General features: G+C 58.6%; 15 protein-coding genes. 5 read left to right on the forward strand and 10 right to left on the reverse strand.

All coding sequences use genetic code 11. The annotated features are described in order from the left end of the window. Nucleotides 1-83 precede the first annotated feature (83 nt). The gene (gene murJ / locus ACODTD_RS15425) at nt 84-1,622 is read right to left on the reverse strand and encodes a murein biosynthesis integral membrane protein MurJ (protein WP_011336007.1); all 1,539 of its coding nucleotides are present in this window, start codon (nt 1,620-1,622) and stop codon (nt 84-86) included. 252 nt (nt 1,623-1,874) lie between these two features. Between murJ and rpsT the strand changes: the two genes are divergently transcribed. Continuing rightward, a complete protein-coding gene (gene rpsT, locus ACODTD_RS15430) occupies nt 1,875-2,147 on the forward strand; it encodes a 30S ribosomal protein S20 (RefSeq protein WP_011336008.1) in 273 nt (90 codons plus the stop codon). A gap of 115 nt (nt 2,148-2,262) precedes the next feature. Here the strand turns inward: rpsT and ACODTD_RS15435 are convergent, their stop codons facing one another. The 5 genes from ACODTD_RS15435 to rplU form a co-directional block, all read right to left on the reverse strand. Next, nucleotides 2,263-2,727 (reverse strand): CreA family protein, encoded by a 465-nt coding sequence (locus tag ACODTD_RS15435; protein ID WP_007959533.1) that lies wholly within the window; start codon nt 2,725-2,727, stop codon nt 2,263-2,265. Between the two features lie 10 nt (nt 2,728-2,737). Continuing rightward, complete coding sequence (proB, locus tag ACODTD_RS15440) at nt 2,738-3,856, reverse strand: glutamate 5-kinase (protein WP_041475432.1); 1,119 nt, start codon at nt 3,854-3,856, stop codon at nt 2,738-2,740. Between the two features lie 137 nt (nt 3,857-3,993). Further along, nucleotides 3,994-5,217, reverse strand: a complete 1,224-nt coding sequence (gene cgtA, locus ACODTD_RS15445) for an Obg family GTPase CgtA (protein WP_011336011.1) — start codon at nt 5,215-5,217, stop codon at nt 3,994-3,996. Nucleotides 5,218-5,410: 193 nt separating this feature from the next. After that, nucleotides 5,411-5,668 carry a 50S ribosomal protein L27 gene (gene rpmA, locus ACODTD_RS15450; RefSeq protein WP_003228360.1) on the reverse strand — a complete coding sequence of 86 codons (258 nt, stop codon included), beginning with the start codon at nt 5,666-5,668 and terminating at the stop codon, nt 5,411-5,413. Between the two features lie 35 nt (nt 5,669-5,703). Beyond that, entirely contained in the window at nt 5,704-6,015 is a 312-nt protein-coding gene (gene rplU / locus ACODTD_RS15455) for a 50S ribosomal protein L21 (protein WP_003228361.1), read from the reverse strand. 241 nt (nt 6,016-6,256) lie between these two features. Here rplU and ACODTD_RS15460 point away from each other — a divergent pair, with 241 nt between their 5' ends. From ACODTD_RS15460 to ACODTD_RS15470, 3 genes are all read left to right on the forward strand, one after another. After that, entirely contained in the window at nt 6,257-7,225 is a 969-nt protein-coding gene (locus ACODTD_RS15460) for a polyprenyl synthetase family protein (RefSeq protein WP_007950962.1), read from the forward strand. A gap of 125 nt (nt 7,226-7,350) precedes the next feature. After that, on the forward strand, nt 7,351-7,692 hold the full coding sequence (locus ACODTD_RS15465) for a zinc ribbon domain-containing protein YjdM (protein ID WP_011336012.1): 342 nt from the start codon (nt 7,351-7,353) through the stop codon (nt 7,690-7,692). Nucleotides 7,693-7,897: 205 nt separating this feature from the next. Further along, entirely contained in the window at nt 7,898-8,155 is a 258-nt protein-coding gene (locus ACODTD_RS15470) for a PA4570 family protein (RefSeq protein WP_007950964.1), read from the forward strand. A 49-nt stretch (nt 8,156-8,204) separates the two neighbouring features. Here the strand turns inward: ACODTD_RS15470 and bamJ are convergent, their stop codons facing one another. From bamJ to ACODTD_RS15485, 3 genes are all read right to left on the reverse strand, one after another. Next, on the reverse strand, nt 8,205-8,822 hold the full coding sequence (gene bamJ / locus ACODTD_RS15475; RefSeq protein WP_011336013.1) for a BamJ family beta-barrel-assembly machinery protein: 618 nt from the start codon (nt 8,820-8,822) through the stop codon (nt 8,205-8,207). 126 nt (nt 8,823-8,948) lie between these two features. Continuing rightward, nucleotides 8,949-9,254 (reverse strand): DUF6482 family protein, encoded by a 306-nt coding sequence (locus ACODTD_RS15480; protein ID WP_011336014.1) that lies wholly within the window; start codon nt 9,252-9,254, stop codon nt 8,949-8,951. 135 nt (nt 9,255-9,389) lie between these two features. Beyond that, on the reverse strand, nt 9,390-9,878 hold the full coding sequence (locus tag ACODTD_RS15485; protein ID WP_007950967.1) for a TIGR00645 family protein: 489 nt from the start codon (nt 9,876-9,878) through the stop codon (nt 9,390-9,392). A 162-nt stretch (nt 9,879-10,040) separates the two neighbouring features. Here ACODTD_RS15485 and ACODTD_RS15490 point away from each other — a divergent pair, with 162 nt between their 5' ends. Next, complete coding sequence (locus tag ACODTD_RS15490; RefSeq protein WP_011336015.1) at nt 10,041-11,870, forward strand: hypothetical protein; 1,830 nt, start codon at nt 10,041-10,043, stop codon at nt 11,868-11,870. Between the two features lie 21 nt (nt 11,871-11,891). On the opposite strand, the gene ACODTD_RS15495 is transcribed toward ACODTD_RS15490, so the two are convergent. Further along, nucleotides 11,892-12,221: a PA4575 family protein gene (locus ACODTD_RS15495; protein ID WP_007950969.1), complete on the reverse strand. Its 330-nt coding sequence runs from the start codon at nt 12,219-12,221 to the stop codon at nt 11,892-11,894. Nucleotides 12,222-12,364: the final 143 nt, after the last annotated feature.

Consider the following 12,364-nt stretch of genomic DNA (forward strand, 5'->3'; position numbering starts at 1 on the left):
GGCCGACGACAGGCAACACCGTAACCCAAAGTGAACGAGCCGACAAAACTGCCGGCTCGCGCCCGCTTTTCAAGGGTGAAACCTCAGCTCAAGGCCTTGCGATTGAAGTCGCGCAGGCGGAAACCGAGCAGCAGCAACATGCCGAAGTAAGCCACCACACCGGCAACCACCAGGGCGCCCAGGCGCAGGAAGCGCTCCAACATGTGACCCTGATCCCACGCGGGCATGAAATGCATGCCGATCAACAGCACCGCCGACATCACCGCCACCGCGACCAACAGCTTGAAACCGAACTTCAACCAGCCCGGCTGTGGTTGATACATCTGTTGTTTGCGCAGTTGATAGAACAGCAACCCGGCATTAAGGCAGGCACCGGCACTGATCGCCAACGCCAGACCGGCATGGGCCAGCGGACCGATCAGCACCAGGTTGAACAGCTGAGTAACTACCAGAGTGAAGATTGCGATTTTTACCGGCGTACGGATGTTTTGTTGCGCATAAAAGCCGGGCGCCAGCACTTTGATCACGATGATCCCAAGCAGACCGACAGAATAGGCAATCAATGCCCGCTGCGTCATCTCCGCGTCAAATCCGCTGAACTGGCCGTACTGGAACAGCGAAACCGTCAACGGCTCGGCCAGAATCCCCAACGCCAGCGCACACGGCAGTACCAGCACGAAGCACAGCCGCAGGCCCCAGTCGAGTATCCGCGAATATTCGTGGCGATCCTTGCTGGCGTAGGTCTTGGCCAGTGTCGGCAGCAGGATCGTGCCCAGCGCCACACCGAGTACACCGGACGGCAACTCCATCAAACGGTCGGCGTAATACATCCACGACACCGAGCCCGCCACCAGGAACGAGGCGAAAATAGTGTTGATGATCAGGGAAATCTGGCTGACCGAAACGCCGATGATCGCCGGTAACATCTGCTTCATCACCCGCCAGACGCCGGTGTCGCGCAGATTCAGGCGTGGCAGCACCAGCATGCCGATTTTTTTCAGGTGAGGCAGTTGATAGAGCAATTGCGCCAGTCCACCTACCAACACTGCCCAACCGAGGGCCATGACCGGCGGATCGAAATACGGCGTCAGGAACAGCGAAAACACGATCATGCTGACGTTGAGCAGGGTCGGCACGAACGCTGGCACCGAGAAGCGGTTCCAGGTATTGAGGATCGCACCCGCCAGCGAAGACAGGGAGATCAGCAATATATAAGGGAAGGTCACTCGCAGCAGGTCGGAGGTCAGCTGGAATTTTTCCGGCGTATCGGTGAAACCCGGCGCCGTGGCCCAGATCACCCAGGGCGCGGCGATCATGCCCAGCGCGGTGACCAGCGCCAGTACCAGCGTCAGCAGGCCGGAAACGTAGGCAATAAAGGTGCGGGTCGCCTCTTCGCCCTTCTGGCTTTTATATTCGGCCAGAATCGGCACAAAAGCCTGGGAAAATGCCCCCTCGGCGAAGATCCTGCGCAGCAGATTGGGCAGTTTGAAGGCGATAAAGAAGGCGTCGGTCGCCATTCCGGCGCCGAAGATGCGGGCAATGAGCGTGTCGCGAACAAACCCGAGAATCCGGGAAAGCATCGTGATAGAGCTGACGGCGGCCAACGATTTGAGCAGATTCATTGAAGGAATGTGTGCCTGTCGATAAACAGCAGGCGAATAACGCGCCCACTTGTGCGATACTCCGCGCCGCAACAGCACAGAGCCAAAGCTCGCGAGTTTACAGGTCAAGCGCCGGAAATAAATATCCCGCCTCTTTATACCTACCACTTAGCGGAACGTCTCAAGCGCCCTTGACAAGACATCTCTTCATCGGCATGATTCGCGGCCTATTTTGTTTGCTATTTCCTAAAAAGTCTTTCGAGGAGCTCGACGGTGGCCAACTCACCTTCCGCCAAAAAACGTGCAAAACAGGCTGAGAAGCGTCGCAGCCACAACGCCAGCCTGCGTTCCATGGTTCGTACCTACATCAAGAATGTAGTTAAAGCCATCGACGCAAAAGACGCTGAAAAAGCTCAAGCTGCATACGTTCTGGCTGTGCCAGTTATCGACCGTATGGCCGATAAAGGCATCATCCACAAGAACAAGGCTGCTCGCCATAAGAGCCGCCTGAATGGCCACGTCAAGGCACTGAAAGCAGCTGCCTAAGCGACGTAGTCATTAAAAAACCGACCTCAGGGTCGGTTTTTTATTGCCTGTGATTTTGCTGAAATCAAGGCCAAAAAAAAGAGGAGCCAACCGGCTCCTCTTTTTTTACGCGCGATTAATGAGCCGATGCCCACGGCAGAATCGGGATCGCCGTCACCGCATTCTGCGGGCTGCCCTCGATCAGGCGATCGCTGTAGACCAGATACACCAGCGTATTGCGCTTCTTGTCGAGGAAGCGCACCACCTGCATGGTCTTGAACACCAACGAAGTGCGCTCTTTGAACACCTCTTCGCCATCCTTCAATTCACCCTTGAAGTTGATCGGCCCGACCTGACGACAAGCAATGGACGCCTCGGCACGATCCTCGGCCAGCCCCAACCCACCCTTCACACCGCCCGTTTTGGCGCGCGACAGGTAGCAAGTCACACCCTCGACCTTTGGATCATCGAATGCCTCGACCACGATCCGGTCGTTCGGCCCGACAAACTTGAACACCGTCGACACCTGACCGATTTCCTCGGCCGAGGCCAGCAATGGCAGCGCCATCAGCAAGCCCAACAATCCTTTTGCCATGCGCATCGCGTTTTCCTTACACCAGAATCAGGTTGTCACGATGAACCAGTTCCGGCTCAGCCATGTAACCCAGCAAACCGACAATCGCATCTGACGACTGACCGATGATTTTTTGTGCTTCCAGAGCACTGTAGTTCGCCAGGCCGCGGGCGATCTCACGACCGTCCGGCGCCACGCAAACCACCATTTCGCCGCGACGGAAACTGCCCTGAACCAGTTTGACGCCGACCGGCAGCAGACTTTTGTTGCCCTGGGACAACGCAGAAACCGCGCCATCATCCAGCACCAGCGTGCCACGGGTTTGCAGATGCCCGGCCAGCCACTGCTTGCGCGCCGCGAGCATGCCGCGCTCAGGCGACAGCAGCGTACCGATGCGCTCGCCCGCCTTCAGACGATCAAGCACGCGCTCCAGACGCCCACCAACAATGATGGTATGCGCCCCGGAACGTGCCGCCAGCCGCGCCGCGCGCAGCTTGGTCTGCATGCCGCCACGACCCAATGCACCGCCAGTACCGCCCGCCACCGCATCCAGTGTCGGATCATCGGCGCGCGCTTCGTAAATCAGTTGGGCGTCAGGGTTACTGCGCGGATCGGCGTCGAACATGCCGTCGCGATCCGTCAGGATCACCAGCAGATCAGCCTCGACCAGGTTGGCCACCAGCGCCGCGAGCGTGTCGTTGTCGCCGAAGCGGATTTCGTCAGTGACCACGGTGTCGTTCTCGTTGATCACTGGGATGACTTTCAGCTCGACCAGCGCACGCAAGGTGCTGCGGGCGTTCAGGTAACGCTTGCGATCGGACAGGTCGTCGTGAGTCAGAAGAATCTGCGCGGTGTGCCGGCCATGCTCGGCAAAGCTCGATTCCCAGGCTTGCACCAGACCCATCTGACCGATTGCAGCGGCAGCCTGGAGCTCATGCATCGCACTGGGTCGCGCAGTCCAGCCCAGGCGACTCATGCCTGCCGCCACCGCCCCGGAGGACACCAGCACCAGCTCGACGCCAGCCTCATGCAGAGCCACCATCTGCTCGACCCAGACACCCATTGCCGTGCGATCCAGCCCTTTGCCATCCGCTGTCAGCAAAGCGCTGCCGATCTTCACGACCCAACGCTGCGCACCTGTCACCTTGCTCCGCATCATCTTCAACCTTAGCTTGAGGGCAGCGCGACCTGGCTCTGCCCGTGACGTTATTCGTGATTCTTCGTGACCAACAATCGATTTCCAGATACTAAAACGCCGCTCGATTGAGCGGCGCTTAAGTTTACTGCAACGAATCAGTCACGCACGTAAATGATTTCCGGACCGTCTTCGTCATCCACATCTTCTTCGTCCCAATCATCGTCGCCGATGTCGTGAACCGACTTCACGCCACTGCGACGCAGGGCACGCTTGTCATCCAGCGCCTGCAACTGCGCACGGGCTTCGTCTTCGATGCGCTGATCGAGATCGGCCAGCTCTTCCTTGTAGGCCGGATCATTGGCCAGGCGATCGGCACGATCCTCCAGGTAGCGCATGATGTCGCGCGTCAGGCGCTCGGTGCCTTCTTTGGCAATGGCCGAAATCACGTAGACCGGACCGGTCCACTCCAGACGATCAACGATTTCCTTGACCCGCGCTTCGTGCTCTTCTTCGAGGATCTGGTCGCACTTGTTCAGCACCAGCCAGCGATCACGCTCGGCCAGCGACGGACTGAACTTGATCAGCTCGTTGACGATCACTTCAGCGGCGTCCGGCGCACTGCTTTCATCCAGCGGCGCCATGTCCACGAGGTGTAGCAACAGACGAGTACGCGCCAGGTGCTTGAGGAAACGGATCCCCAGGCCGGCACCGTCGGAAGCACCTTCGATCAGACCCGGAATGTCGGCAATGACGAAACTCTTCCAGCGGTCAACACTGACCACACCGAGGTTCGGCACCAGAGTGGTGAACGGGTAGTCGGCGACTTTCGGCTTGGCAGCCGACACCGAACGGATAAAGGTACTTTTACCGGCGTTCGGCAGGCCCAGCAGACCGACATCGGCCAGAACCTTCATTTCCAGCTTCAGGTCGCGCTGCTCGCCCGGCTTGCCCGGCGTAGTCTGACGCGGTGCACGGTTGGTACTGGATTTGAAACGGGTGTTACCCAGACCGTGCCAGCCGCCCTGAACCACCATCAGCTTCTGACCAGCCTTGGTCAGGTCGCCAATGACTTCCTGGGTGGCGGAATCGATCACGGTGGTGCCGACCGGCACGCGCAGGATCAGGTCTTCACCCTTCTTGCCGGTGCAGTCGGTGCTGCCGCCGTTGGAGCCACGCTCGGCATCGAAGTGCCGGGTGTAACGGTAGTCCACCAGGGTATTCAGGTTTTCGTCGGCCATCATGAAGATGGAACCGCCATCACCGCCGTCACCACCGTTCGGACCGCCGTTTTCAATGAACTTTTCCCGACGGAAACTCATGCAGCCATTGCCGCCGTCACCAGCCTTTACGCGGATCGATACTTCATCAACAAACTTCATAACCAACGCCTCTCGCCGTACGGACGAGCCGAAAAACAATCAAGACATAAGACTCTTGCAAAAATGAGCGCAGCGACCCCAATCCACGACCTGCATCGCACGCCGGCAGCCCATACAAACAGCTTTGCAAGAGACTCACCCCACAAACGAAAAAGCCCCGTCGCAAGACAGGGCTTCTCCAGCACTCTCGCAGTTAGGCTGCGACAACGCTCACGTAACGACGACCGAAGGCGCCTTTTACTTCAAACTTGATCACGCCTTCGATTTTCGCGAAGAGGGTGTGATCTTTACCCATGCCAACGCCGTAGCCAGCGTGAAATTGGGTGCCGCGCTGACGCACGATGATGTTGCCGGCCTTGATGACCTGGCCGCCATACATCTTCACGCCAAGGCGTTTGGCTTCTGAGTCGCGACCGTTACGGGTACTACCACCAGCTTTTTTGTGTGCCATGAGTTCAATTCTCCTAGTGAGGAATTAGGCTGAAATTAAGCCTGAATACCGGTGATTTTGATCTCGGTGAACCACTGGCGGTGGCCCATACGCTTCATGTGGTGCTTACGGCGACGGAACTTGATGATGCGGACTTTATCGTGACGACCTTGGGAGATCACTTCAGCCTTGACGGTTGCGCCAGCAACAACAGGTGCGCCGATATTCACGTCGTCGCCGTTGGCGACCAACAGAACGCGGTCAAAAGTCACGGATTCGCCAGTAGCGACTTCCAGTTTTTCGATCTTCAGGTATTCACCTTCAGCGACCTTGTATTGCTTACCGCCGGTAACGATTACTGCGTACATGGTATTTCTCCGATAATCCTGCTCACCCAGCTCTTTATAAGAAGAGGTATTGGCTGGCATGGCTGCATGGGGCTGGAACGGCCCAAGTGCAATTGCGTAAGGCAGGTGCTGCCCAGGAAGTTCAGGGTGCGCGATTGTACGCAAGCCTTCAAAGTCATGCAAGGGGCCATCCATCGCGCCTTGACAGGCCCGGACGCGGGTCCTAGCATGCCGCGCAACCCTTCTGGAGCACCTGTCGCTGATGCAACCCCAAGCTTTCTACCGCGCGGTGGCGGACGATTTTAGCGCCGTCGACGGCATCATCAAGAAGCAGCTGACTTCCCGAGTGCCGCTGGTATCGAAAATCGGCGATTACATCACGTCGGCCGGCGGCAAACGCCTGCGTCCTTTATTGGTGCTGCTGTGTGGCAAGGCCCTGGGTCGCGAAGGCGACGACATGCGCCTGCTGGCCGCCACCATCGAATTCCTGCACACCGCCACCCTGCTGCATGACGACGTGGTCGACATGTCCGGCATGCGCCGTGGCCGTTCGACCGCCAACGCCATGTGGGGCAACGCCCCGAGCGTGCTGGTCGGCGACTTCCTGTACTCGCGCTCGTTCGAGATGATGGTCGAACTGGGCTCGATGCCGGTGATGAAAATCCTGTCCCAGGCCACGCGCATCATCGCCGAAGGCGAAGTGCTGCAACTGTCCAAGGTTCGCGACGCCAGCACCACCGAAGAAACCTACATGGAAGTCATCCGCGGCAAGACCGCGATGCTCTTCGAGGCTTCGACACACAGCGCCGCAGCACTGGCTGGCGCGACCGCCGAGCAGAGCGAAGCCCTACGCACTTTCGGTGACCACCTGGGCGTTGCGTTCCAGCTGGTCGACGACCTGCTCGACTACAAGGGCGACGCCGAAACCCTGGGCAAGAACGTCGGTGACGATCTGGCCGAAGGCAAGCCGACCCTGCCGCTGATCTACACCATGCGCGAAGGCACGCCGGAGCAAGCCGCACTGGTACGCCAGGCGATCCAGAAAGGCGGGATCGAAGACCTGGAAAGCATCCGTATCGCCGTGGAAGCCTCCGGTTCGCTGGAATACACCGCGCAACTGGCCCGTGATTACGTGGCTCGCGCGATCAAGTGCCTCGACGCGCTGCCGGCCAGCGAATACCGCGATGCACTGGTTGAGCTGAGCGAGTTCGCGGTCGCCCGCACGCACTGATCAGCATCGCGTCATCAAAAAACCGCAGCCTCCGTTGGAGCCTGCGGTTTTTTGTTGCCTGCCATCAGCGGTTAAAACCCTATACAATGTGCGACTTTTAGCGATCCCCTCTCCAAGGAGCCTTAGTGAGCACGTTGCCACCCTGCCCGAAATGCAATTCCGAATACACCTACGAAGACGGCACCCAACTGGTGTGCCCGGAGTGCGCCCACGAGTGGTCTGCCGGCGGTGAAGCCGAAGTGACGTCCGATGATGCCGTGAAGAAAGATTCGGTCGGTAACGTCCTGCAAGACGGCGACACCATCACCGTGATCAAGGACCTGAAGGTCAAAGGCACCTCGCTGGTGGTCAAGGTCGGCACCAAGGTCAAGAACATCCGCCTGTGCGATGGCGATCACGACATCGACTGCAAGATCGACGGCATCGGCCCGATGAAACTCAAATCCGAGTTCGTCAGAAAAGTCTGAGTCTGCTGTCTTCCATCCCGCGCCCGCCGTGGGATGGAGCTTCACCCCCCCGCAATCCCCAGCAAATCCTCGCGATAGCCAAACGCCAGCTGTTTTGACCTTACGCAATCTTTACCCGCAAAAAATCACAAACCGCCAATAGGCGCTTGCTATTTGACGAATAAGAATTATTCTCATTGAAACCCTTTCAATGGAGATGAGACCCATGACTTATTTGATCGACGCCTGGCTGGATCGCCCGCACCCGTACCTCAGAATCCTGCATCGGGAAACCGGTGAAGTCTGTGCCGTACTGGAAGAAGAAGCCCTGCACGAGTTGCAGGATCAAGGGGATCTGGACGTCAGCGGCCTGAGTTCCAGCGAGCCATTGGTGCTCAAGGAGCTGGTGCGCAATCTGTTCCTGTTCTGCTATGCCCGGGCCTTGCGCCCGACCAGTGAACTGCACAACAAGATCGAAGTATGAAAAACGCGGAGAAACCCTGCACAAGCCACGCTTGTGCAGGGTAACGGGATTACAGAACCTCGAGCAGCTCGACGTCAAATACCAGAACGCTGTGCGGCGGGATGCTGCCAACGCCTTGAGCGCCGTAAGCCAGTTCGCTCGGCACGTACAGACGCCATTTGCTGCCGGCATTCATCAGTTGCAGGGCTTCGGTCCAGCCCGCGATAACGCCACCGACCGGGAATTCAGCCGGCTGGCCGCGCTCGTAGGAGCTGTCGAACACAGTGCCGTCGATCAGTGTGCCGTGGTAGTGAGTACGCACGGTGTCTTCACGGGATGGCTTGGCGCCTTCACCCTGAGTCAGCACTTCGAACTGCAGGCCGGATGCCAAAGTCGTGATGCCTTCTTTCTTGGCGTTTTCAGCCAGGAATGCCAGACCTTCGCCTGCGGCGGCTTCAGCCTTGGCAGCGGCTTCAGCTTGCATGATCTCGCGGATCACCTTGAAGCTGGCGGACATGGCTTCCTGGCTGACACGGCTTTCCTTGCCGGCGAATGCGTCGGTCAGACCGGCCAGGATGGCGTCCAGGCTGACACCCGGTGGCGGGTTGTCGCGCAGCTGGTCACCCAGCTGACGGCCGATACCGTAGCTGACGCGGGTTTCGTCGGTGGACAGATTTACTTCGGACATGACACTGCTCCGCTGTGCGGACGGCCTCGGAACACGCCGTGCGTACACAGCGCGTCCCGGCGCGCCCGGAACCAAAAGGGCGAGCAGACTAGCACAGATGTTCCGGCAATGATCAGGCCCCTGGGCCTACAGTGCGGACCGCCAGGCCAGCGGCACCTTCAGGCTTTCTTCGGCACTGGCGCCAAGACCGCACATTTCATCGTGCACCGAGGTGTGCACCAGGTTGAACGGCAGCATCGGAAAGTTATGCAGCACATCCCGGGCATGCTCGACCGAACGCAGTGTCAGCATTTTTCCCTGCGCATCGCTCAGCGGGTACGCCGCACCATGCATCCGGGCTTCAAGCAGATAGATTCCGCCTTCCATGGAGATCAGGTTCAGTTCGTCGACCTTTCTGGCGACGGCAAACGCATTCAGTTCTTGCAGGTTCATGAACGCACCTCACGCGGTGGCAAGCCTTGAGACCTACAGGGATATGCCTCGGCCGAACAAAGTACAAGCCACAAACGACACCGCCCGTCTGTTTCGCAACAGACGGGCGGTTTTGTTACAGCCAACGACAGCGCATCAGTGCTTGGTGAGCTTGTCCAGATAACCCATGGCGAACGCCGAAATCACGAAGGTCATGTGAATGATCACGTACCACATCAGGTGTTCGGGATCGACATTCTTGGCATCCATGAAGATCCGCAGCAGGTGGATCGAGGAGATCGCCACGATCGACGCCGCCACTTTCATCTTCAGTGACGAGGAGTCCATGGTGCCCAGCCAGCTGAGCTTTTCCTTGCCTTCATCGATGTTCAGCTCGGACACGAAGTTCTCGTAGCCGGAAATCATCACCATCACCAGCAAGCCACCGACCAGCGCCATGTCGATCAGCGACAGCAGCACCAGAATCAGCTCGGACTCGGCCATGGAGAAGACATTGGGAATGACATGAAACACTTCCTGGAAGAATTTCAATGCCAGCGCCAGCAGCCCCAGGGACAGCCCGATGTAGATCGGCGCCAGCAGCCAGCGCGTGGCGTACATTGCATTTTCGATAAAGCGTTCCATTGACTCTCACACAAGAAGGGTTGAAATCGGCGGCGAGTATACCAGCCGCCCATGACAGCCAGAAACCGCCCGGAAATCCGCCACCTGCGTGTGTGTGTCAAAGTTTTTCTGCTAGTGTCCAAACCATTGACAGCCCAGCGACAGTGGACAGGACGACTGGAAATGGATGTGCGATTGCCGATAACGACTGCCGGAATTTGTCTCGCCATATTGCTTGGCGGGTGTTCGCCCGGCGATGAAAAACCCGCCGTCAGCCTCGAAGAAAAGACTGCGCGGTTCGAGCAATCGCTGGACGCCATCACCGACCCGAAACTCAAGGACGCCGTGACCGAACTCGGCGGTTCGCTGCTGTTGCTTGAACGCGCACAACAGAAGCTCGACAACAAACCGCCCCGCACCGAATACGGCGAGGACGCTCTCGGCGTGCTCAGGCATTACCCAACACCCCAGGCGCTGGTCGACACGTTCATCAATGGCCTGTTCGTGCTGCACAAGGACTCCAGTTCCGATTACCTCACCGACCTGCAGCCGGTGTTCCCCTTCGTGCTCAACATCCCCGGCGGTTTTCTGTTCCCCCATGGCGTGGAATGGCATTCGGTGACCCTGAGCAACAAACGGATCATCGCCTATCAGCCGGAATGGTCGGAGACCGATCCGGGCATTCAGTTGAGTCCGTCCAGCTCCAACGTCACCAACCCCGATGACCTGACCGTCACCTACCCGTTCATCGAAGGGCTGAATGTCGACAAGAAGAACCTGCCGCGCCCGGTCAGCCTGCAAGGCCAGGTGGAAGTCATCGCCCCGAAACGCCTGCACAGTTTCAACCTGGACAAAAAGGACGTCGGCCAGACCCGCTCCGACGGCAACCTCAGCGTGACCCTGCTGAAACTGGACACGCACTACGCCGAACTCGAGTTCAGCAACCAGCTGCCGCTCGCCCCGGAAGTCGCCAACACCCGGCTCAATCCGTTGATCGTTCAGGCCCGCGACTCGACGGGCCAATATCTGGTGCGTGCCGGCGCCATCAACGAAAACCCCGAGCAGGTGGCGTTCTATCAAAAGCAGTTGGCGTACCTGCAGCAGCAAAAAGCCTGGAGCGAGGCGCTGGAAAAAAAGCTGGACGATGAACAACAGGCCTTTGAGCAACAGCATCCGCACCACTACAACAAGGTGTACTTCAACGGCCCGATCGACACCCTCGAAGTCAGCCTGCTGGATTTTTCCGAGGCGACCGTCACCCGCAAGGCGCTGGACCTGCCGGTGCGCGAATTCGATCCGCATACCACGGAAAAAGCCGTGCAGCCGCTCGACCTGCCGATCACTGTCTACGACGATCAGGCTCCCGAATGGCTCAAAGGCGCGTCCCTGACTGAAGAACAGCTGAAAAGCGGCGTTCATATCCGCCAGTCGGTTGAAGAACCAAGCGCCGCGCGCATCGAATTCGACCACCGCAAAACCTTCAATGATGAAATGCTCGGCGACGACTTCAGCCCCGGCGAAAGCCCGGTGACGTTCTTCACTGAAAAGCACAACGGCAAACTCGACGAGCCCATCGAGCTGCCGCCCGAGGCATACCAGGTCGATCCACTACAGGCGACCATCACCTACGACCTGAACCTGTTCCCGGAAACCCCGGCGATTGCCGTCGGCTCGATGCCGTTGTTCCTGGCCACGGTGGACAAACAGGCTTATGAAGCCAAGGCCCTGCCCAAAGGTCTGGAAATCAGGAACAACGCGTTGGTGGTGGATTTGAAGCGATACCCGGCCAACGAATGGCGCTTCTTCGTCAAGGACGACAGCGGTCATTACCTGAAGCAGATTCTGTCGGTCAGCCACGACGCGAGCGCGGAAGGGCCGGCGTTATTCGGCGTGCATTATTTCTATGGCCGTCCGACGCACGTGGAAACCTACCAGCGAACCGACCTCGCCACCGTGCAATACGGCTTTGAGGTCAAACTCGACAAGGCGCAGACCCAGGGCGCTGCACCCTGATCGGCGCTGATGATCGGCACTCTAGTGATCGAAAGTGCCGATACTGCGTCCGCGCCCACCGTTGATCTGCCGCAACTGCGCCTGCAGATGCAACGACCAGATCTGTGGATCATTGGCCAGCTCATAGCCGTGCATCGTCAGGCTTTCAACGATGGTGTCGAGAATCGACTCGGCGGCGATCGGCCCGTGAAACGGGCCCTGGGCTTTGATGGCGGAAGGTTGTTCACCAGCCATGCCGGCGGCGAAGAGCAATGTCCACATGCCGTTATCGCCGGCCAACGGCTTGATGGCGCATTCGATACGGGTCACGAGACCCAGGCATTGACGGGTGAGGCAGAGGTTGCGCGACATGGCGGCGACCCTCGGTAAAGCCGGTGTTCAGCCCTTGCTGAAGAGCTGTTTCGATCCAGTGATACTGTCGATGTCCTTGAGCAGAGAATAGAAGAAAAGTCCGCCGCGCAAGCCGCCCAGAACCAGAAGGCGCCGAATGGTCA

This window comes from Pseudomonas sp. FG35 (genome assembly GCF_057809295.1).

Excerpts from the sequence above, each read along its gene's own strand:
- murJ (WP_011336007.1), bottom strand. The coding sequence starts at position 1,622 with ATGAATCTGCTCAAATCGTTGGCCGCCGTCAGCTCTATCACGATGCTT.
- ACODTD_RS15435 (WP_007959533.1), bottom strand. The coding sequence starts at position 2,727 with ATGCGCATGGCAAAAGGATTGTTGGGCTTGCTGATGGCGCTGCCATTG.
- proB (WP_041475432.1), bottom strand. The coding sequence starts at position 3,856 with ATGCGGAGCAAGGTGACAGGTGCGCAGCGTTGGGTCGTGAAGATCGGC.
- cgtA (WP_011336011.1), bottom strand. The coding sequence starts at position 5,217 with ATGAAGTTTGTTGATGAAGTATCGATCCGCGTAAAGGCTGGTGACGGC.
- rpmA (WP_003228360.1), bottom strand. The coding sequence starts at position 5,668 with ATGGCACACAAAAAAGCTGGTGGTAGTACCCGTAACGGTCGCGACTCA.
- rplU (WP_003228361.1), bottom strand. The coding sequence starts at position 6,015 with ATGTACGCAGTAATCGTTACCGGCGGTAAGCAATACAAGGTCGCTGAA.
- ACODTD_RS15460 (WP_007950962.1), top strand. The coding sequence starts at position 6,257 with ATGCAACCCCAAGCTTTCTACCGCGCGGTGGCGGACGATTTTAGCGCC.
- ACODTD_RS15470 (WP_007950964.1), top strand. The coding sequence starts at position 7,898 with ATGACTTATTTGATCGACGCCTGGCTGGATCGCCCGCACCCGTACCTC.
- bamJ (WP_011336013.1), bottom strand. The coding sequence starts at position 8,822 with ATGTCCGAAGTAAATCTGTCCACCGACGAAACCCGCGTCAGCTACGGT.
- ACODTD_RS15480 (WP_011336014.1), bottom strand. The coding sequence starts at position 9,254 with ATGAACCTGCAAGAACTGAATGCGTTTGCCGTCGCCAGAAAGGTCGAC.
- ACODTD_RS15485 (WP_007950967.1), bottom strand. The coding sequence starts at position 9,878 with ATGGAACGCTTTATCGAAAATGCAATGTACGCCACGCGCTGGCTGCTG.
- ACODTD_RS15490 (WP_011336015.1), top strand. The coding sequence starts at position 10,041 with ATGGATGTGCGATTGCCGATAACGACTGCCGGAATTTGTCTCGCCATA.
- ACODTD_RS15495 (WP_007950969.1), bottom strand. The coding sequence starts at position 12,221 with ATGTCGCGCAACCTCTGCCTCACCCGTCAATGCCTGGGTCTCGTGACC.